The sequence below is a fragment of the Streptomyces sp. SirexAA-E genome (genome assembly GCF_000177195.2).
GTDB classification, from domain to species: Bacteria; Actinomycetota; Actinomycetes; order Streptomycetales; family Streptomycetaceae; genus Streptomyces; species Streptomyces flavovirens.
The window spans coordinates 2,736,546-2,757,407 of the sequence record NC_015953.1; the positions used below are offsets into that span (position 1 = coordinate 2,736,546).

A 20,862-nucleotide genomic window follows, 5' to 3' on the forward strand; every position below is an offset into this window, starting at 1 on the left:
CGGGCGAACCTGTCCCGCCCGCCCGGAGCAGGGGTCCGGCCGGGCGCCGTCAGGGAGCCGCCGGTGCGGAGTTCCGGGTGTCCTCGGGGTTCGTACCGCCGTCGTCGCCGCCGGTGGCGAGCCAGCCGCCCACCCCGATCGCGGCACACAGGGCGACCGCGGCTGCACCGAGGGTGAGGCGGCGCTTGCGGACCGCGGCGGATCGGTTGCGGGCGGAGCCGGGGCGGGGGCGGCCGGGGGCCCGAGGGGCACGGGCGGTACCGAGGGGGCCGCCGGCCAGTTCGTCGGGGGCGGGGACCCTCATGCTCGTGTGGGTGTCCCGGTTGGAGTCCGGCGAGGAGCCGGGGACCAGCGGGACGGCTCCACGGCGGCGGGGCTCCTCGGGGGACGGTGCGTAGCTCTGCTCGTCGTACGTCTGCGGCGTCGTCCCGGTGTCCGGCTCATCGACGTCGAGCGGGGGTATCCCGGCCAGCAGCGGGATCAGCTCGCGCAGCCGGGCCGCCAGCTCCGAGGCGCGCAGCCGGGAGGCCGGCGCCTTGGCCAGGCACTGCACCAGGAGCTGCCAGAGCTCCTCGGGGATGCCCGGGAGGGGGACGACGGTCTCGGTGACGTGACGGCGCAGAACGGCCCCGGGGTGGCCGCCTCCGAAGGGGGTGAAGCCCGCGAGGAGCTCGTACAGCACCGTCGCCAGGGCGTAGATGTCGACGGCGGCGCGTGGCGGGAGGCCCTCGACGATCTCCGGGGCCAGATAGTCCGGTGTGCCGATGATCTTGGTGGCTTTCGTGCGCCGCGGGGTGTCGATCAGCTTGGCGACGCCGAAGTCGGTGAGCAGGGCCGGGTGCGCGCCGCCGGGCCCGAGCGGGCCCTCCATGTCGAGCAGGATGTTCTCCGGCTTGACGTCGCGGTGGACGACCCCGGCCCGGTGGGCGGCGGCCAGGCCGTCGGCGACGTCCGCGACGATCGCCGCGGCGGCCTCCGGTGCGAGGCGCCGCTCGCGGTCCAGCCTGGTCCGCAGGTCGGTGCCCCGGACCAGGTCCATGACGAGCGCCAGGTCGTTGCCGTCGACGACGAGGTCGCGGACGGCGACGATGTGCGGATGATCGAGTCCGAGCAGCGCTGTGCGCTCCTGTACGAAGCGGCCCACGAGCTCCTGGTCGGACGCGAGGTCCTCGCGGAGCAGCTTGATGGCGACGGGCCCTTCCGGGCCCTCTCCGAGCCACACCGTGCCGGCGCTGCCGCGCCCCAGGATCTGGTGGGCCGTGTACCGGCTGCCGATATTCCGTGCCAAGACTGCTCCCTCAGCGGCTGGCGTTGACCCCCGGTCGACAAAGTTACGCGGCGAACGGGGTGTTGCGTGCCCGGGGCGACGCCGACCTCGACTTCTGCGGTCGAAATGAGCCCGCAGAAGTCGACAAAGACACAGAGTCGGGGGGGTTACCGGCCGCCGGAGGAGCCGCCGAGGTCGTCGAACCAGCCGGTGACCTTGGAGATCCCGTCCCCGATGGCCTCCCAGTAGCCCTTGCCCTCGTCGATCCAGCCCTGGAGGGGTGTCAGCTCCCAGATCAGCCAGCCCGCGACGATCAGCAGCACCACCGTGAACAGGCATCCCTTGAGACACCCGAGGCCGGGGATGTGCATCGGGTTGGCGCTGCGCTGCCGGGGCTGACGCGGGGCCGGCGGCTCGGGTGCCGGCCGTGGGGCGGGCTGCTGCGGCGGCGCGTACTGCTGCTGCTGGGGCTGGTACTGCTGCGCCTGCTGCGGCGGGTACTGCTGGGCGCGCTGCGGCTGGGGCCGGTACTGCTGCGGCGGGGGCTGCTGCTGCCGCTGCGGGGGCCGCTGGTCCTGCGGGGGCGGCTGCTGGCGCTGCGGGCGGCGGCGCAGCGGGTCCTGGCTCGGGTCGAGGTACTGGACCTGCGTCTGCTCGTTGCGGTCGCGGGCCGCCCGCAGCTGGGACTGCCAGGGGTGCGGCTCGTCGGGCTGCGGGGCCCCGTCGGGGCGCGGGGGTACCGGGGGCATGACAGCGGTGGGGTCGGCGTGCCCGCCGCCCGGGGTCTGCATGACGCTGGTCGGGGCCGCCGGGTCGTACGAGCCCGCGTTGCTCGGCAGCACCTGGGTCGGGTCGGCCGCGCCCGGGGTGTCGGGGACGGCGGCGGGCGCCGGGTCGGGGGCCAGCAGGGCGCCCACCCCCTCGGCGGCCGCGATCTGCTCGGAGTTGGCGTGCACGCCGATGCCGGAACCGACGGTGCGCAGCGCCCGGGCGAGGTTCACGGCGCTGGGCCGCTGGTCGGGGTCCTTGCGCAGGCAGCGCTCTATGACCGTCCACAGCGGTTCGGGGACGTTGCTCGGCCTGCCGGGCTCCTCGCTGAGGTGCCGGTGCAGGACCTCCAGCGCGGTGCCGCCTGCGAACGGCGGGCGGCCCGTGACCAGTTCGTACAGCAGGATGCCCGCGCCGTAGATGTCCACGGCGGAGGTCTGCGGACGGCCCTCGGCGGACTCGGGTGCCACGTAGGCGGGCGTGCCGACGAACTCGTGGGTCCGGGTCAGTCCCGGGGAGTCGGCCAGCCGCGCGATGCCGAAGTCGGTGAGCATCGGGTGCATCTCGCCGTCGCGCTCGTCGAGCAGCACGTTGGCGGGCTTCAGGTCGCGGTGGACGACGCCGTCGGCGTGACTGGCGGCGAGCGCGTCCGCGATCTGGGCGGTGAGCAGGGAGGCGGCGACCGGGGTGAGCGGACCGTTCTCCCGGAGGTAGCGGTGCAGGTCGGGACCGTCGATCAGGTCCATCACCAGGGCGAGCAGGTCGCCCTCGACGACGAGGTCCCGGGTGCGCACGATGTTCGGGTGGGTGAGCCGCAGCAGCACGGAGCGCTCACGCAGGAAGCGCATCACGATGTCCGCGTCGTTGGCCAGCTCCTCCTTGAGCACCTTGATCGCCACGGTCTCGCCGGGCTGGCCGGCGACGGCCGCCTCGGCCCCGGCGGTCTCACGCTGGCGGGCTCGCCAGACGGTGCCCGTGGCACCGCGCCCGAGCGGCTCCTCGAGCAGGTACTTGCTGCCTACCGGCCGCACGTCATGCGCTCCCTGCTGATCGTTGTGCTCGGCGGCCCCCCGGCCCGCCCGGATGTTCCGGCCCACTCTAACGACCCGGTGCACGGCGGGGAGCGGGCTCCCGACGCCCTGCGGCTTCGCGCCCGTGGTGTCCCGGCGCCCGGCGGGCGTGCCCACCGTGTCCGGGGGAAGACGCAGACACCGGAGGATTGGTTGCCGAACGAGTGTGCCCACGCCTCCGAGGCAGGACCAAGCAGGCACTTTTGCACCCACACTCGACCATTCATGATCACTAAGCGGTCACCCCCGGGCGTGTTGTCACTGGCAGGTGCGAGGATGCCTCCAGCACGGAGCTGTGAGGCGGAGCCTCGCCCTCCGTGACGACCTGTACCGGACGACGCGTCCGTGCCGGGTGGGGGGAATCACAGGGCCGTTTCCCCTGCCGGGCACCCCGCGCAGAAGGGACCGCTGACGGCGATGCAGATCCGGCTGACCGTCCTCGCGCCGCGCAGCGGCCAGACCCCGGCGCGCGCCTGCGACGTGCTCGTCACCGCCCCGGCGGGGACGGCGCTCGCCGCCGTCGCCTCCAGCCTCTCCTCCGCGGCGTGCGGACCGGAAGGCTCCCAGGGCGGCGGCGCCACGGTGCTGTACGCCGGGCGCGAGCGCCTCGACACCCAGCGCTGCGCCCTCGGCGAGCCACCCCTGGTGGACGGGGCGGTGCTCTCGCTGCAGACGCCCGGCGAGGACGAGGGGGCCGACGACGCCGTCCCCGCCCAGCTGCATGTGGTCGCCGGCCCGGACGCCGGCGGGGTCCACCTGCTGCACGGCGGCCGGATCCGGATCGGCCGCTCCGCCGAGGCCGACGTCCCGCTCGACGACCCCGACGTGTCCCGGCTGCACTGCGCGGTGACGGTCTCCGAGGACGGCCGGGTCTCGGTCGCCGACCTAGGCTCCACCAACGGCACCACGCTGGACGGCGCCCCGGTGCACGACCGTCCTCTCCGGCTCGCCCCGGGAGCCCTGTTGCGGCTCGGCGAGTCGACGCTCCGGCTCACGACGGGCTCACGGACACCGGCTCTGACGACGACCCCCGACGGCGAGGGCCACCTCCGGGTGGCCCGCACGGACACCGGCTCGACGGCCACGCCCCCGGGCGGCACGGACGCCCCGGGAGGCCCGGCCGGGGCCGGCTCCCGGGGCGGCGCGCACCCCGGCGGTCCGGAACCGTACGAGGCGTACGACGACGGCGCGGCCGGTCACGGCGAGGACCGGCACGCACCCCGGCCGCAGCAGGTCACCCACGGGCGCGGTACTCCGCTCACGCCCGGCGATCCGCCCCGTCGCGGCGGCATAGGCGCCTGGGCGCGACGGCTGACCGGCGGCCGGGGCGAGCCGTCGCACGGACCTGCCGGGCAGCACCCCGGGGAGGCGCCGGCGGACGGTACCGAGGCGCCGTACGGCACCGCGTCCTCCCGCCCCTCGGCCGCGCCCGCCGGGACGTGGCCGGATCCGGCCACCGTGCTCCTCACGGCACTCGGCCCCGGCCCCCGGCTGTGGGAGCGCGACCCCGCGCACCCGGAGGCGCTGGTCGTACGCCTGGGGACGACCGAGCGGGCCGACCTGCCCGCCGTGCCGGTCACCGTGGGCCTGCGGGAGGCCGGATCGCTCGGGCTCGCGGGGCCCCGGGCCCGACTGTCCGGCCTGGCCCGCTCGACCGTGGCGCAGCTCGCCGCCCTGCACGCGCCGTTCGACCTGGAGATCGTGCTGATCAGCACGGACCGCACGCGCGGCGCCGAGGAGCGGCGGCGCGAGTGGTCCTGGCTCGGGTGGCTGCCGCATCTGCGCCCCCTGCACGGCCAGGACTGCCGGCTGCTGCTGGCCTACGACCGGGAGCAGGCGGACGCCCGGGCCGCGGAGCTGGTGCGCCGCATGGACGAAGGGCCGCTGGGCCCCGGCTGGGCCAGCGCCGACCGGTCCGCTGTGACCGAGGCGGCCCGGGCCCACACCGGCCCCTTCACGGTGGTGGTCGTCGACGGCGATCCCGGTTCCTCGGCGCTGCGCGAGACCACGGCGGGGCTGGCCATGGCCGGTGCGGCCGTCGGCATCCACCTCGTCTGCCTGGCGGAGACCCCGGCCGCCTCGCCCACCTCCCCGGTCGACGCGACGTACGACACCGCGTGCCGGGTCTCGATCCCCTTCCGTGAGTGCGGCGCGGTCGCGATGCTGAGCGGTGACGTGGCGACCGCGTTGCGGCTGCTGCGCACGGCGGGCGGCCAGGTGGCGGGACACGGCACCGTCGCGACGGTGGACGCGGTCTCGGCGGCCTGGGCCGAGCGGTTCGCGCGCGCCTTGGCGCCGTTGCGCGACGAGGGGTCCGGTGCGCTGGCCGGCCGGCCCGTGGCGGCGGCACTGCCCCCGTCCGCCCGGTTGCTGGACGAGCTGGGGCTGGCCCGGGCCACCCCGGCCTCCCTGATGGCCCGCTGGGCGTCGACGGCGGAGGACCAGCCGGGCGCGACGGTCCGCGCAGCGGCCCCGTCGGCGGACCTGGACACCACGAGCTCCGGCCGCACCCTGAGCACCGGCCCCCGGGTGGGCACGCAGCGCGAGGCCCCGGAGCGCGGGGGCGCCGGTCCCGCCCCCTCCCCGTTCCGGAGCGGCGGGCCCACCCGGTCGGGGCCGGGCCGTTCGTCCTACCCGCCCGCCTCCTCCTCCGTACCCGCGCAGCGGCGCGAGAGCCGGGGCGCGGGTGCCCCGGGTGCTTACGCGGGCAGGCCCGTGGTCGTGCTCGGAGCCGGGCCCCGGGGCCCCCTCTCCGTCGACCTGGCCGACGAGGGACCGCACCTGCTGATCGAGGGACCTGCGGGCAGCGGCCGGACGGAGCTGCTGCGAGCCGTCGCCGCCTCCCTGGCGTCCGCTGCCCGCCCGGACCGGCTCGGCATCCTGCTCATCGACGGCGGGGGCAGCGACGGTCTGCGCCCCTGCACGGAGCTGCCGCACGTCTTCACGCATCTGGTCGCCTCCGACCCGGTACGGATGCGGGAGTTCGCCCAGGCCCTCGGCGGCGAGCTGAAGCGGCGTACGGAGCTGCTGGGCGGCCTGGACTTCGCCACCTGGCACGCCCGCTACGAGGAGTCGCAGGCGCTCCCGGGCCGGCGCCCCGCCGGCACCGGTGACCAGCGCGGCGATCTGGACTCCGCCGCCAGCGGCACACTCAGGCTGCGGCCCGCCGCGGCCCGGCCTGCCGACCCCGGCCCGTCCCCGCTGCCCCGGCTCGTCGTCCTGGCCGACGACTTCGACGCCCTGGTCGCCCCCTCGCTCGGCAGCCCGGGCCGTCCGTCGGCCGGTTCCGTCGTCCGGGTGCTGGAGGCCGTGGCCAGGGAAGGCGAGCGGCTGGGTGTCCACCTGGTCGCGACGTCCGCCCGCCCGGACCGCACCGAGGACACCGAGCTGGCCCGGGGCGCCCGGCTGCGCATCGTGCTGGACCCGCCGGTCGTCCCCCCGTCGCCCGACGAGGCGGCTCCGGGCCGGGGCAGGCTGGGGCACCCGGACGGCCGGGTGACGCCCTTCCAGGGCGGCCGGGTCACCGGCAGGATCCCGCGTACGGCGACCCTGCGCCCCACCGTCGTACCGCTGGAGTGGGAGCGGATGGGCGACCCGCCGGCCCGCCGCCCGGTCCGCGAGCTGGGCAACGGGCCCACCGACCTGGCGCTGCTGGCCAGCGCCTTGGAGCGGGCGGCCCGCTCGGTCAACGCCGAACGGCTGCCGCCGCTGATCCCGTCCCCGTCCTGAGGAGCGCACCCCCGTATCCCTGACGGCACGTCACGAGCCCATCACGATCACCGAGTTGTGCCTGAGCGCGGTATTGCGGCGCTCAGGCACCGGGCGTAGACCTGTGCGCACGGACGACGTGAACCGCGCGATGTGAGACGTGAGCGGCACCGCAGGGTCCCACCGTTGGTGCCGGTCCGTGCACGTGCGCGCAGGAGAAACGGGGCAGGGATGCGCACAACCCTTCGCATGCGTAGGGCAGCAGTGGTGTTCACCGCCGTCGGGGCACTGGCCCTGGCCGGGTGCAGCGACGACGGTGAGGGCAAGGACAAGGCGGGAGACGGCCCCGGCAGGACGCAGGACAGCACATCGAGCGTCGACCTGCCGAAACTGGACGGCGAGCAGATATCCGTCGCGGCGGTCTGGACCGGACCCGAGCAGGCCAACTTCACGAAGGTGCTGGACGAGTTCGAGAAGCGCACCGGCGCGACGGTCACCTTCGTCCCCGCCCAGGACCCCATCGTCAACTTCCTGGGGACGAAGATCGCGGGCGGCCAGCCCCCGGACGTCGCGATGATCCCGCAGGTGGGCGCCATCCAGCAGGCCGTGGCCAAGAAGTGGGCGAAGCCCGTCGGCAACGAGGCGCGGGCCCAGCTCGGCCAGAACTACGCGCAGGTCTGGCAGGACCTCGGCGCGGTGGACGGCACGCAGTACGGCGTCTACTTCAAGGCCGCCAACAAGTCGCTGATCTGGTACAACGCCCAGGCGTTCGACAACGCGGGCGCGAGCGAGCCGAAGACCTGGAAGGACTTCCTGGCCACGGCCGAGACGGTCTCCGCCTCCGGCGTCACCCCGGTCTCGGTCGGCGGCGCGGACGGCTGGACGCTCACCGACTGGTTCGAGAACATCTACCTCTCCCAGGCCGGTCCGGAGAAGTACGACCAGCTGGCGAAGCACGAGATCGCGTGGACGGACCCGTCCGTCAAGGACGCGCTCACCACCCTCGCCGAGCTCTTCGGCAAGCCGGAGCTGATCGCGGGCGGCGCCGACGGCGCGCTGCAGACCGAGTTCCCGGCCTCCGTCACCCAGACGTTCACCGGGGGCGACCAGCCCAAGGCCGCCATGGTCTTCGAGGGTGACTTCGTCTCGGTCAACATCGCGCAGACCAAGGCGAAGATCGGCACCGACGCCAAGGTGTTCCCCTTCCCGGCGGTCGGCGCCGACTCCCCGGTGGTGACGGGTGGCGACGCGGCCGTGGCGCTCAAGGACGGCAAGGGCGCGCAGGCGCTGCTGACCTGGCTGGCCTCGACCGACGCGGCGAAGATCTGGGCCGAGGCGGGCGGGTTCATCTCCCCGAACAAGTCCCTGGACGTGGCCGCCTATCCGAACGACGTGCAGCGCACGATGGCCCAGGCGCTGATCGACGCCGGTGACGACGTCCGGTTCGACATGTCCGACCAGGCCCCGCAGTCGTTCGGCGGGACGCCCGGCAAGGGTGAGTGGAAGACGCTCCAGGACTTCCTGAAGAACCCGAAGGACGTCGCGGGGACCCAGGCGAAACTGGAGTCCGACGCGGCCAAGGCGTACAAGAGCTGACGGGATGACGACAGCCACAGCGGGGGGCGCCCAGGCGGTGCCCCCCGCCGACAAGCGTCCCCCCGAGCGCGCCGGCGGGCGCCGGAGCGTCACCGGCACCCGCGGGGCGGTGGCGGCGGTGTTCCTGCTGCCGGCCCTGGTGCTGCTCGGCGCCCTGGTCCTGTATCCGATCGGATACTCCGTCTACCGCTCCTTCTTCGACCAGGCCGGCACAGGATTCGCGGGCTTCGACAACTACACGGCCCTGTTCACGGACGACACCATCCGCACGGCGGTGAAGAACAACGCGATCTGGGTCGTGTTCGCCCCGACGATCTCCACCGCGCTGGGGCTGATCTTCGCGGTGCTGACCGAGCGGATCCGGTGGGGCACGGCGTTCAAGCTGATCGTCTTCATGCCGATGGCGATCTCGATGCTGGCCGCCGGCATCATCTTCCGGCTGGTCTACGACCAGGCACCGGAGCGCGGGGTCGCCAACGCGGTGGTGGTGGGCGTGCACGACACGTTCGCCGAGTCGTCCGGCTTCCCCAAGGCGCACCCGCTGCCCGTCCACCCGCTGAAGGCGGGCGGCGGCGGCTCGTTCGTCACGAAGGAACCGGTGCGGGCCGGTGAACCGGTGCACCTGCCGCTGGTCGGGGTGGCCCCGGCGAAGATGCCCGGGGACGCGGAACCGGCGAAGGACCCTGCCCCGTCCCCGGACGGGAGGATCACCGGCACCGCGTGGCTCGACTTCACCCGGGGCGGCGGCGGCAAGCCCGACGTCGTCGACCCGAAGGAGCTGGGCCTCAAGGGCATCACGGTCGAGGCCGTCCGGGACGGCAAGGTCGTCGCCACGACCACCGCGGGCGCCGACGGGGTCTTCACCCTGCCCGCCTCCGCCGACGGCGCACAGCTCCGGCTCCCGGCGTCGAACTTCCGGGAGCCGTACAACGGTGTCGACTGGCTCGGACCCGCCCTGGTCACCCCGGGGATCATCGGCAGTTACGTCTGGATGTGGGCGGGCTTCGCCATGGTGCTGATCGCGGCCGGACTGGCCGGTCTGCCGCGTGAGCTCCTGGAGGCGGCACGGGTGGACGGTGCCAACGAGTGGCAGGTGTTCCGCCGGATCACGGTCCCGATGCTCTCGCCGGTCCTGGTGGTGGTGCTGGTCACCCTGATGATCAACGTACTGAAGGTGTTCGACCTGGTGTTCATCATCGCCCCGGGCTCCTCCCAGGACGACGCGAACGTCCTGGCGCTCCAGCTGTACCGGTCCTCGTTCGGCACGGACGCCGATCTCGGGGTCGGCAGCGCGATCGCCGTCCTCCTCCTGCTGCTGGTGGTCCCGATGATGCTCGTCAACATCCGCCGGATACGGAAGGAGGGGCGCCGATGACGACGACCGAGCCGGTGAAGGCCGGCCCCGAAGCCGGTGCCGCGGCCGCGCCGGGGAGGGCCCGGCCGGCCCTCCCCGCGCGGATCGCCGCCCGGGCGGGCGGCGGTGTCGTGCGGGTCGTCCTCCTCCTGGTGGCCCTGTTCTGGCTGATGCCGACCGTCGGGCTGCTGCTCTCCTCGTTGCGGAACGCGGACGACATCGCGGCGACCGGCTGGTGGAAGGTCTTCACCGCACCCTCCGAGCTCACCTTCGACAACTACCAGCGGCTGCTGGACAACCCGGCGATCACCGACTCGTTGCTCAGCACCGTCCTGATCACCGTGCCGGCCACCCTGCTGGTGGTGGTGCTCGGCTCGTTCGCCGGATACGCCTTCGCCTGGATGGAGTTCCCCGGCCGCGACTGGTGGTTCCTGGTGGTCGTCGGGCTGCTCGTGGTCCCCGTGCAGGTCGCGCTGATCCCGGTCTCGGAGCTCTTCGGGGCCGTCGGCATCTTCGAGACCACCCTCGGCGTGATCCTGTTCCACACGGCGTTCGGGCTGCCGTTCGCCATCTTCCTGCTGCGGAACTTCTTCGCCGAGATCCCGCGCGAACTGCTGGAGGCGGCGCGTCTCGACGGGGCGGGCGAGATCCGGCTGTTCACCCGGGTCGTCATGCCACTGGGCGGGCCGGCGATCGCCTCGCTCGGGATCTTCCAGTTCCTGTGGGTGTGGAACGACATGCTGGTCGCGCTGATCTTCGCGGACTCCGGGTCCCCGCCGATCACCGTCGCCCTCCAGCAGCAGGTCCGCCAGTTCGGCAACAACATCGACGTCCTGGCACCGGGCGCCTTCGTGTCGATGGTCATCCCACTGGCGGTCTTCTTCGCCTTCCAGCGGCAGTTCGTCTCCGGGGTGATGGCCGGTGCCGTCAAGTGACCCGGGACGTACCGTGGTTGCCGGCTCACGGGTCCGCGACCACGTGAGCCGAGCCGACTAGGACATAGGTTCGTCAATGTCAGGGCGGCCCGTTCACTCCCGTTCGGGCCGCCCTACCTCGGACTTCCCTCGGATGCCACATTCGGCGTAACCAAGTCACTCCATCGGCCGTTTGCGGGCCACCTGCCCGCCCGCGAGCGAATCCCTGGATGTGTCGTGCCCCGGTTCAGTGTCATCGTGCCCGCGTACCGGGTCCAGGCGTATCTGCACGCGTGTCTCGACTCCGTGCTGAACCAGTCCTTCAAGGACTACGAGATCATCGTGGTCGACGACTGTTCACCGGACGCCTGCGGCTCGATCGCCGACGAATACGCCTCCCGCGACCCCCGGGTCGCCGTCGTCCACCTCCCCCGGAACTCGGGCCTCGGACCCGCCCGCAACGCCGGGATGGCCCGGGCCGTCGGGGACTACCTGCTCTTCCTGGACGGTGACGACACCTTCACCCCCGAGGCGTTGCAGACCGTCGCCGACCGCCTGGACGCCACCGGCGGGCCCGATGTCCTGGTCTACGACTACGCCCGTACGTACTGGTCCGGCGAGAGCGTCCGCAACACCTTCGCCCGGTGCCTCGACGAGAGCGGCCCGGCCACCTTCCGGCTGGCGGACCGGCCCGAGCTGCTCAAGGTCCTGATGGTGGTCTGGAACAAGGCCTACCGCCGGGCGTTCATCGAGGAGGAAGGGTTCACCTTCCCGCCCGGCTACTACGAGGACACCCCCTGGACCTACCCGGTGCTGATGGCCGCCGGGTCGATCGCCGTCCTGGACGCCGTCTGCGTCGGCTACCGGCAGCGGCTGCGCGGCAACATCCTCTCCACCACCACCCGCAGGCACTTCGACGTCTTCGACCAGTACGACCGGGTGTTCGCCTTCATCGACGCCCGCCCCGAACTCGACGTCTGGCGCCCGGTGATGTTCCGCCGGATGCTCGACCACTTCTCGACGCTCTACACCTCGCGCGGCCGGCTCCCCCGCGGCACCAGGGCGCAGTTCTTCCGCCGTGCCCGGGCCCACTGCCGCCGCTACCGCGCCCCTGGCGCGGCCGTACCGCGGCGCGCCCGGCTGCGGCACGCCCTGTTCCGGCTGGGAGCCCACCGCACCTACCGCGCCCTGTGGGCCGCCCAGCGGCTGTACTGGCGGGTGCGGGACACCGCCGCCACGGCACGCCGGGCGGCCCGCGGAGCGGCCCTCCAGGTGCACTACCGGCTCCAGCTGTGCCTGCCGGTGCGGCCGGACGACGCCGTGTTCGCCGCGTACTGGAACCGCGGCTACACCTGCAGCCCCGCCGCCCTGGAGGCCACCGCCCGCGCGCTCGTCCCGGGGCTGCGGACCTCCTGGATCTGCCGGCCGGAGGACGCGCACACCGTGCCCGGCGCCACCCGGGTGCTGAACCCGGGGACGGCCGCGTACTGGACGGCCCTGGCGCGCTCCAGGTACCTCGTCAACAACGTCAACTTCGACCGGCGGCTGGTCAAACGGCGCGGCCAGGTCCTGGTGCAGACCCACCACGGGACGCCCCTGAAGACGATGGGCACCGACCTCGTGCACCGTCCCGCCGCGGCCGGGTCCATGGACTTCGCCCAACTGCTCCGCAACGTCGACAAGTGGGACTTCTCGCTCTCCGCCAACCAGCACTCCACCCTGGTGTGGGAGCGCACCTACCCCGCCGGGTACACCACGCTGGAGTACGGCAGCCCGCGCAACGACGTCTTCCACCGCACCCGCCCCGAGGAGATCGTCCGGCTGCGCGAGCGGCTGGCCGTCCCGGAGGGCAGCACGGTGCTCCTCTACGCCCCCACCCACCGCGACTACCGGCGCGACGGGCACCACACGCTGGACCTCGAACAGTTCGTCCAAGTGCTCGGCCCCCGCTTCGTGGTCCTGGCCCGCTCCCACTACCTCGACACGGCGCCCCGGGCCGCCGCCGGACGCACCCCGCACCCGCAGGTCATCGATGTGAGCGGCCATCCGTCCGTCGAGGAACTCTGCCTCGCCTCCGACGCGCTGATCACGGACTACTCGTCGCTGATGTTCGACTACGTCAACCTGGACCGCCCCGTCGTGCTGTACCTGGAGGACCGGCCGGCGTACGAGGCGGCGCGCGGCACCTACTTCGACCTGGAGTCGTTCCCCCCGGGGGCGGTGTCCCGCAGCCAGGACGAGCTGCACGAGATCTTCGCGACCGACCACTGGCGCGGCCCCCGCTCCGCCCAGCGGCGGGCTGCGTTCCGGGCCCGGTTCTGCCCGTACGACGACGGGCACGCGGCGGAGCGGGTGGTGCGCCGGGTCTTCCTCGGCGACACGTCGGGGCCGGCGCTGCCCGTCTCCTCGGGCGGGCGGCGGCCCTCGGGGCTGCCCCGGCAGGTGACGGTGCGGGAGTACACCAACGGCTGAGGTCCCGGGGCGGTCTCCGGGCCCCCGGGGCCCTCTCCCGCGCCCTCATGGGGGTGCTCTCCGGGCCCTCCTCCCGGGGACGTCCGCGCGGCCCTTCCCGGAGGTGGACTCCGGGCCCTCCCGGGGGCGTTCAGTGCCCCTGGAGGGCCCCCGGGCCCCGACGGTGGTGCTCAGCGCTCCAGGAGAGCGAACAGCTCCTCCCAGCGGCGCACGATCTCGGCCTCGGAGAACCGCTGGACCCCGGTCCGTGCCCGGTCCCCCATCGCGTCCCGCATCCGGGGGTTGCCGGTGAGCCGCAGCAGCCGGTCCGCGAGGGCGCCGATGTCCCCGGCGGGCGCGAGCAGGCCGTCCTGGCCGTCCCGTACGATCTCGCGGACACCCGGCGCGCAGTCGAACGCCGCACACGGCACCCCGCTCGCCATGGCCTCCATCAGCGCGAGCGGGAAACCCTCGCCCCGGGAGGACTGGACGAAGACCGAGGACCGGGCGAGGGCTCCGGGCACGTCGTCCGTACGGCCCCCCCAACGCACCGAACCGTCGAGGCCGAGGCCGGTGCACTGCGCCCTGAGGGCCGCCTCGTCCTCGCCCGCCCCGTAGACGTCCAGGGTCCAGTCCGGCCGCTCCGGGGCGACCAGCGCCCAGGCGTCCAGGAGCATGTCGATGCCCTTCTGGTCGGTGAGCCTGCCGATGCTCGCCACCGACCTGCCGGTGCGCGGTGACGGCACCGGGGGCAGCGAGGCCAGGGCGTTGGGCATGAAGCCGACGTTGTTCATGCCGTCGCCGGCCCAGGTGTCGGCGTCCTCCTCGGTGAGGACGAGCCAGCGTTCGAGGCCCGCGTAGTGGTTCTTGATCCAGCGGTAGCGGTGGCTCGCCCGGGAGTAGTCGTAGGACTCGTGGCTCATCCCGATGACCGTGAGGCCGTCGGTGTCCGCCTCACCGACCCACTCCATCGCCCACACCTGGGTGACGATCACCACCCCGCCCGGCCGCGCGGCCCGGAAGATTTCGGAGAGCCGCTCGACGGCCTGCCGTTTCCGCGCCACCCGGGCCGCCTCACGGCGCCTGGCGGGGATCCGGAGCCGGTCCCGTACGCCCTTGGGTGTCCAGGGCGTCGGCGGGTGCGCCGGGTAGAGCGCGGTGACGGGGTATCCGGGGTCCTCGGGCAGGGCCATCGTCAGCTCGGCGGCGTGCACCCCCACGGTGTGCACCCGGTGGCCCTGTTCCTGGAGGAGGTGCGCCATGCGGTGCATCCAGCCCGTCACCCCGCCGAGTTCGTCGGTGCTGTTGGCGACGATGAAGACGTCACGGCCGGTGCTCATCGGCGGTCCTCCCCGGTGCGGGTGGTGCGGGACAGGTGCCGGGCGAAGACGGTGTCCACCACGGCGCGGGCCGCGTCCCCCCGGTCGTAGCCGCCGAACTCCTCGGCGAACGCGGCGCGTGCCGCCCGGAAACCGGTGTCGACGGCCTTGAGGCTGTCGAGCACCGCGAACAGCTCGTCCTCGGTCGCGGTCACCGGCCCGGGCGCCTTCTCCCGCAGGTCGAAGTAGCTGCCCCGTTCGGCGGCGTACGTGTCGAGGTCGGGCGCGAAGAGCACGATCGGCCGGTCCAGGAGCGCGTAGTCGAACATGATCGACGAGTAGTCGGTGATCAGGACGTCGGCGAGAGCGAGCAGTTCGCCGGTGTCATGGTGGCCCGACACGTCCACGACCGTCCCGGGCGGGCACACGGGCAGGCTCGCCGCCTCCAGGTAGTGCGCCCGCACCAGCAGGGTGTACCGGTCGCCGAAGCGTTCCGCGAAGCGTGCGGCGTCCAGCAGGAGCCGCCGCCGCTTGCGTCTGCCCGGGCCACCCCGGAACGTCGGCGCGTACAGCACGACCTGGCGGTGGTCGTCCAGGCCCAGCCGTTCGGCGAGCGGCCCGCGTGGCAGGCGCCCCTCCGCCTCGTCCCTGGTCCGTGCCGCGAACAGGACGTCGTTGCGCGGGTATCCGGTGCGCAGCAGGGTCCGTTCGGGCAGCCGGTAGGCGCGGGCGAGGGTGCGCACGTCGTGCTCGGAGCGGACCAGGAAGTGGTCGAAGCGGTGGACGGCCTGCTGGAGCCGCTCGCGCTGCGGCGCGTTCTGCATGCGCACCCGCCGCTCGTCGAAGCCCATGCGCTTGTACGCCGATCCGTGCCACGTCTGGAGGTAGGTGGTGCCGGTCGGCTTGCGCAGATGCTGCGGGAAGCCCTGGTTGTCGACCCAGTACTCCGCCCGGGCGAGCGTCCACAGGTACCGCCAGGACCAGCGGCGCACCAGCCGCTCACCGGCCGGGAAGCCCTCCCGGGAGCCGTCGTAGGACCAGACGCAGCGCAGGGGCAGTCCCCGGCGCCGCACCTCCTCGTGGACGGCCCGGGGGCTGTCGCCGTAACAGGTGCCCATGTGGCTCTCGAACACCACGGTGCCCCTGCGCACGGGCAGCCGCAGGAACCAGGAGTGGTAGACGGAGACCTTGAGGCCCCGGGAGCGCAGCCGGTCACGGCGCCTGCCCAGGGCGCGCAGAAGGAGCCTGGCCCGGCGCGCGGGGCGGAAGTGGGTGGCGTAGTGGACCAGCCGCCGGGTGGTGCGGGCGGGGCGGTGGCGGGCTTCGAGGCGGAGCGCCAGGTGGTCCTTGAGGGTGACGTAGGGCTGCCAGGTGTCACCGGCGGCCCGGCCGAGCCGGGGGCGGGCGGGGGAACGGTCCCCGGGGCCGACGAGGTCGTGTGCGGCGAAGAGGTCGCTGACCGACCGGACCCGGCCGTCCTCGACGACCATCCGGGCGTCCCAGAGGGTGTCCCGGGTGCCGAGGGGGCGCAGGACACGGCTGAGGTCGGCGCGGGCGCGCCAGCTGATGCCGGTGGCGTCGCGCCGCAGCTCGTCCACGGGGAAGCCGAAGGTCCGCGCGCCGTCCCGCACCCGGAATTCCAGGCGGGCCGTCGGCGCGGGGCCCGGACCGGTGTGGTCCGGCAGGACGAGACGGCCTTCGAGCAGGACCCGTCCGCCGTCGGCCTCGTAGCGGGTGAGCCGGTTCATCAGCCGCAGTTCGCCGAACGCGCGGTGCTGGTGGCCCAGTTCCGTGACGTCCAGCGCGGGGTCCTCGTCACCGCCCTGCCAGCGGACCCGGCCGTCGCGGCCCTGGACGAGCGGCGCGGCGACGGTGCCCCGCCGGCGCAGCGCGTACGCCGCCGTGAGCACCCCGTCCGCGTCCCCCCGCTCCAGCAGCCGCACACCGACGCGTTCGACGGGCGGGAGGGTGAGCAGTACAGGTTCCGGGACGCTCTCCGGCAGCACCCGGGCCGCGGTCGCGGCGAGCCGCTCGCGCTCGGCGGCGGGCAGCGTCGGGAACGTACGGACGAGGGCGACGAGGCGGTCGAGGAGGAAGGCGCGCTCCCGCTCCTCCAGCAGGCCCGTCAGCCCCTGGGCCTCCAGGAGGTGGCAGACCCGGCGGTGCGCCTCGACGAGACCCGCGAGGTCCCGCCCCGGGTCCGCCGGGGCCCGCTCGGAGACGATCCGCCGGCGTACGAGGGCGATCCGGCGGACCGCGGACGCCGCCCGGGGGCCGAAGGGGATCTCGCTGTGCTCCAGGTCCTCGTCGTAGCGCAGCCCGTGCCGTTCCACGGCCTCGCGGCGCAGGCAGAAACCGGTCACCAGGGCGTCCCGGACGACCAGTTCGGATGCGTCGGTGAGCCTGCTGACGACCCGGGAGCGCGGGAACAGCGCGTGCTGCCAGGGGGGTTCCTGCTCCTTCGCGCCGTCCCCGGTGAGCCTGGTCCACCCTCCCGCGACCAGGTCGGCCCGGGTGCGCTCGCCGGTCTCCCAGAGGGTGCGGCAGGCGTGCCGCTGGAGGCGTTCGCCGTCGCCGAGGACGAGGACGTAGGTGCCCCGGGCCGTCGACAGCCCGGCGTTGCGCCGCACGGCGGCGAAGCCCCCCGGGGTCTCGGTGGTCAGGACGCGGACGCGCTCCGGGGCGCCTTCGGTGAGCGCCCCGGCCGCCGCGCGGACGGCGTCGTCGGTGTCCGGAGCCAGGACCACCAAGGCCTCGACGGCGCGCAGGGACTGGCCGAGCACGGACCCCACGGACGCCCGCAGCGCCGTCGCGCCGCCCGGGCCGGGTGTGATCACACAGCTGACGTCGGGGGTGTTCATGCCCGCGCTCCCTTCAGCATCGCGTCCACGACCCGGGACGCGGCCGTCCCGTCGTCGAGGTCGCAGAACGACTCGCGGAAGCGGGCGTACGCCTCCCGGTGGGCGGCGGTCGCGGTCTCGAGGTCGCGCAGCGCCTCGGTGACCTCGGCCGAGGTCGCGAGGAGCGGCCCGGGGGCCCGCTCCTCGAAGTCGAAGCAGAAACCGCGCAGGGTGTCGCGGTAGTGCTCCAGGTCGTAGGTGTGGAAGAGCATCGGGCGGCCGGTCTGGGCGAAGTCGAACATCAGGGACGAGTAGTCGGTGACCAGCGCGTCGCTGATCAGCATCAGCTCGGTGACGTCCGGGTGGCGCGAGACGTCCCGGACGGTGTCGCTCTCCGGGACGCTCCCGCCGACCAGGTAGTGGCGGCGCACCAGCAGGAGGTGGTCGTCGCCGAGTGTCCGCCGCACCTCCGCCAGGTCGAGCTGGAGGTCCAGCCCGTACCGGCCGCCGCTCCTGGGCCGGTCCTCGCGCCAGGTCGGGGCGTACAGGACGACGCGGCGGCCCTCGGGCACGTCCAGCGACTGCCGGACGGCGGCGGCGACCTTGGCCCGGTCGGGCGCGTACAGCAGGTCGTTGCGCGGGTAGCCGCACTCCAGGACGTCGCCGGTGTACCCGAAGGCGCGGCGCAGGACCGGGGTGGAGAAGGTGTTCGGCGAGACGAGGACGTTCCACTGGGCCGATCGCCGGGGCATGGACGCCATGTAGGCGGCGTCCGCGTGCGGAGTTCCCTCCAGGTCGCGTCCGATGCGCTTGAGCGGGGTGCCGTGCCAGGTCTGGACGACGAACTGCCCCTCGGACCGCTCGAACCACTTCGGCAGGTGGGTGTTGGTGACGATCCAGCGGCTGCGGGCCAGGGCCTCGTGCCACTCGGCACTGTGCAGCGTCACCGCCCGCACCCCGGAGGGCACGGTGGCCTGCTGGTCGCGGACCACCCAGAGGTGGTCGAGGCCGGGCTCGCGGCGGGCCAGTTCCTCGTGGACGGCGCGGGGTGAGTCCGAGTACTGCCGCCCGTCGAAGCTGGAGTACAGCACGGCCTCACGGAGCGTGCCGCCCCGGGCCGCCGCGTACCGTTCGCGCAGCCGGCTCTGTCCGTACGCCCCGCGTTCGCGCACCGGCAGGACACTGCCGGACTCCAGGCAGAGCCGGTCGTGGTGGCGGCGCTGGAGGGTGAAGCGGCGGCCGTGTGCCTCCTGGTGCAGCGGCAGTCCGGCGTGCAGCTGGGGCGCCAGCCGCAGGGGGAGGTAGCGGTCCGGGTCCCTCTCACCGCGCTCCCGCAGGAAGGGGTACCAGCGCCCCTCGGCGAGCGGCAGCACACCCGCGAGAGAACCGACGGCCCCGGGGGACAGGGACACACGGAACCCGTCCGCCCCCTGCTCGACCGCGACGGCGTTCTCCTCCTGGTGTCCGCCGTGGCGCAGGACCAGCTCGACGGGCCCGGCACCCGCCCCGGGGCAGGTTCCCTCCAGGTGGAGGACACCGCCGTCCCCGGCCCACGCCACCCGGGTGAGGACGGGCTGGGTGGACCGGTCGGTCAGGACCAGGTCGCCGGACGGGTTGGCGGCGGCGTACACCTCGCGGCCGCCGGACGACGGATACCGTCCCGCTTCGGTCTCCGGGCGGGCCGCGACCGGCGTCCCGCGGTCCCCGTCGACCAGGTGCACGCCCCAGTCGCCGTCCACGCCCCGGAAGACCGCGAGCGGGACCTCGGCGACGACGGTACGGGCGTCCCCGGGGCCGCCGGACGGCGCGTCGCCCACCGCCCCGTCCGGGCTGTCGCAGGCCGTCAGGGGGAACTCCCGGGTCTCCTTGGTGCGCCACTCCTGGATCCGCAGCACGGACGGTGTCCCCGGGCCCAGGAGCCGCACCGCGAGCCGGATCCCGTCGCCGGACGCCGTGGGGCGGTGCCCGGCCAGCACGGCGTCGACCCGCTCCGCACGCAGCTCCAGCTTGTTGCCGGAGAGCAGCGGGACCACCCGGGTGCCCGCGTCGACGTACCGCACGGCGGGCGCCGCCGGATGGCCCAGCAGGCGCATCGGTCCGCGGCGCGGCCGCCCTCCGCCGAGCACCAGGGCCTCCAGCCTCCAGACGCTCCGGGACGCCGCCCGTCCGGCGAGCCGGCGCGGATCGACGACGGTCGTGAAGCCGGACCGTTCGTAGCCGTGCAGCGAGCGTCCCGAACCGGCGGCCGCCTCGCCCGCCGGCGCCCTGCGCATCCGGAGCGGGACCAGCCGGCGGCCCGCCCGCAGCCAGCCCGCCACGGGGGGTCCGCCGGGGACGTTGCGGACGTACGCGTATCCCGTCAGATGCAGCAGCCCGTCCCGCCACACGGCCTCGGTGAGGTGCGCGTGCACCGGCAGGTCGGCGTCCGACAGGGCGGCCACCCGGTGCGGCAGCGGTCCCTGGATGCCCGGGAACTGGGCGCGGGGCCGCAGCAGGCCGCGGACGTGGAAGGTGTCGCGGTCGGTCGCCTCGTGGGCGAGCAGGGCCAGCAGCTCCGCCGTCCTGCCCTCCCGGATCAGCTGCCACTTGATCCGCAGGTGCAGGGGAAGCCCGGCGAACACGGTGGGCTCGACGGTGTCGGCGAAGGCGTTGGCGTGGGTGAGGAAGGCCTCCCGGAAGTCCGTGTCACCGTCCGGGAGCGCCTCGATGAACAGCCACAGGTCTCCGGAGAGCACGTGCTCCTGGTAGCGCCGCAGCGCCTGGGTCATGCCCCGGTCCGCGAGGAACGCGCTGACCGTGGAGACGGCCGTGACACGGTCCCGGATGCCCTTGGCCACCGCACGGCGGGTGGTGATCGAGCCGTCGCGGTCCCGCCAGTGGTAGACGGGCTCCTCCACCACGTCGACGCCCTGGGCCAGGAAGTGGGCGGGCAGCACCACGGCGATGTCCTCGTAGAGGACCCCGGTGGGGAAGGCGAAGGCATGCCGGTCCCAGAACGACCTGCGGAACACCTTGTTGCACGCGATGCGGTCGCCGAGCAGGACCCAGTCCCGGGTGACATGGGTGGCCCGGCGGGCCTTCTCCATCGGCCTGCGGAACATCGGGGACTGCTCCAGAGCGCCGCCGGCCCGCAGCCGCAGTACGTTGCCGGTCGCGAGGTCCGACCCTGAGGAGTCCAGTTCACCGAGCATGCGCGCGTAGGCCCCGGGGGGCACGACGTCGTCGCTGTCGACGAACGCGAGGAACTCCCCGTCCGGGTGGGCCTGCCCGGCCCCGGCGTTGCGTGCGGCGCCGAGCCCGGCGTTCTCCTGGCGGATCAGCCGGAAGCGCGAGTCCTTCCGGGAGAACTCCAGCGCCACTCCGGCGCTGTTGTCCGTCGAGCCGTCGTCGACCATGACGACTTCCAGATCGGTCATCGTCTGCCCGGCCAGCGACTCCAGGCAGGCTCCGAGGTACTCCTCGACGTTGTAGAGCGGGACGACGACGGTGAGACGGGGTGCCATGCGCTGCGCACGATCCTTCCGGGCGGACAACTTCGGTCAACTGGTTACTGATTGACGAACGAGCCCCGTGCC

General features: G+C 73.9%; 10 protein-coding genes. 5 read left to right on the top strand and 5 right to left on the bottom strand.

The genetic code is table 11. The features are described from left to right. Positions 1-49: 49 nt before the first annotated feature. Complete coding sequence (locus SACTE_RS12120) at positions 50-1,288, bottom strand: serine/threonine-protein kinase (protein WP_014046323.1); 1,239 nt, start codon at positions 1,286-1,288, stop codon at positions 50-52. Between the two features lie 146 nt (positions 1,289-1,434). Further along, positions 1,435-3,066 carry a serine/threonine-protein kinase gene (locus SACTE_RS12125; RefSeq protein ID WP_026359207.1) on the bottom strand — a complete coding sequence of 544 codons (1,632 nt, stop codon included), beginning with the start codon at positions 3,064-3,066 and terminating at the stop codon, positions 1,435-1,437. A 456-nt stretch (positions 3,067-3,522) separates the two neighbouring features. Here SACTE_RS12125 and SACTE_RS12130 point away from each other — a divergent pair, with 456 nt between their 5' ends. The 5 genes from SACTE_RS12130 (at position 3,523) to SACTE_RS12150 (ending at position 13,149) form a co-directional block, all read left to right on the top strand. Then, on the top strand, positions 3,523-6,834 hold the full coding sequence (locus tag SACTE_RS12130; protein WP_014046325.1) for an FHA domain-containing protein: 3,312 nt from the start codon (positions 3,523-3,525) through the stop codon (positions 6,832-6,834). A 210-nt stretch (positions 6,835-7,044) separates the two neighbouring features. Continuing rightward, positions 7,045-8,409, top strand: coding sequence for an extracellular solute-binding protein (locus tag SACTE_RS12135; protein ID WP_026359208.1), 1,365 nt, complete (start codon positions 7,045-7,047; stop codon positions 8,407-8,409). Positions 8,410-8,413: 4 nt separating this feature from the next. Beyond that, entirely contained in the window at positions 8,414-9,784 is a 1,371-nt protein-coding gene (locus tag SACTE_RS12140; RefSeq protein WP_014046327.1) for a sugar ABC transporter permease, read from the top strand. Then, positions 9,781-10,698 carry a carbohydrate ABC transporter permease gene (locus tag SACTE_RS12145; RefSeq protein ID WP_014046328.1) on the top strand — a complete coding sequence of 306 codons (918 nt, stop codon included), beginning with the start codon at positions 9,781-9,783 and terminating at the stop codon, positions 10,696-10,698. Before SACTE_RS12140 ends, SACTE_RS12145 begins: the two co-directional genes overlap by 4 nt. A 216-nt stretch (positions 10,699-10,914) precedes the next feature. Further along, complete coding sequence (locus SACTE_RS12150; protein WP_014046329.1) at positions 10,915-13,149, top strand: bifunctional glycosyltransferase family 2 protein/CDP-glycerol:glycerophosphate glycerophosphotransferase; 2,235 nt, start codon at positions 10,915-10,917, stop codon at positions 13,147-13,149. 170 nt (positions 13,150-13,319) lie between these two features. On the opposite strand, the gene SACTE_RS12155 is transcribed toward SACTE_RS12150, so the two are convergent. The 3 genes from SACTE_RS12155 to SACTE_RS12165 are packed head-to-tail and all read right to left on the bottom strand — an operon-like array spanning position 13,320 to position 20,790. Continuing rightward, complete coding sequence (locus SACTE_RS12155; protein WP_014046330.1) at positions 13,320-14,468, bottom strand: glycosyltransferase; 1,149 nt, start codon at positions 14,466-14,468, stop codon at positions 13,320-13,322. Continuing rightward, positions 14,465-17,308, bottom strand: coding sequence for a CDP-glycerol glycerophosphotransferase family protein (locus SACTE_RS12160; protein WP_014046331.1), 2,844 nt, complete (start codon positions 17,306-17,308; stop codon positions 14,465-14,467). The genes SACTE_RS12155 and SACTE_RS12160 overlap by 4 nt, the downstream gene beginning before the upstream one ends. Next, positions 17,305-20,790 carry a bifunctional glycosyltransferase/CDP-glycerol:glycerophosphate glycerophosphotransferase gene (locus SACTE_RS12165; RefSeq protein WP_014046332.1) on the bottom strand — a complete coding sequence of 1,162 codons (3,486 nt, stop codon included), beginning with the start codon at positions 20,788-20,790 and terminating at the stop codon, positions 17,305-17,307. Before SACTE_RS12165 ends, SACTE_RS12160 begins: the two co-directional genes overlap by 4 nt. Positions 20,791-20,862 lie beyond the last annotated feature (72 nt).

Excerpts from the sequence above, each read along its gene's own strand:
- SACTE_RS12130 (WP_014046325.1), top strand. The coding sequence starts at position 3,523 with ATGCAGATCCGGCTGACCGTCCTCGCGCCGCGCAGCGGCCAGACCCCG.
- SACTE_RS12135 (WP_026359208.1), top strand. The coding sequence starts at position 7,045 with ATGCGCACAACCCTTCGCATGCGTAGGGCAGCAGTGGTGTTCACCGCC.
- SACTE_RS12140 (WP_014046327.1), top strand. The coding sequence starts at position 8,414 with ATGACGACAGCCACAGCGGGGGGCGCCCAGGCGGTGCCCCCCGCCGAC.
- SACTE_RS12145 (WP_014046328.1), top strand. The coding sequence starts at position 9,781 with ATGACGACGACCGAGCCGGTGAAGGCCGGCCCCGAAGCCGGTGCCGCG.
- SACTE_RS12155 (WP_014046330.1), bottom strand. The coding sequence starts at position 14,468 with ATGAGCACCGGCCGTGACGTCTTCATCGTCGCCAACAGCACCGACGAA.
- SACTE_RS12160 (WP_014046331.1), bottom strand. The coding sequence starts at position 17,308 with ATGAACACCCCCGACGTCAGCTGTGTGATCACACCCGGCCCGGGCGGC.
- SACTE_RS12165 (WP_014046332.1), bottom strand. The coding sequence starts at position 20,790 with ATGGCACCCCGTCTCACCGTCGTCGTCCCGCTCTACAACGTCGAGGAG.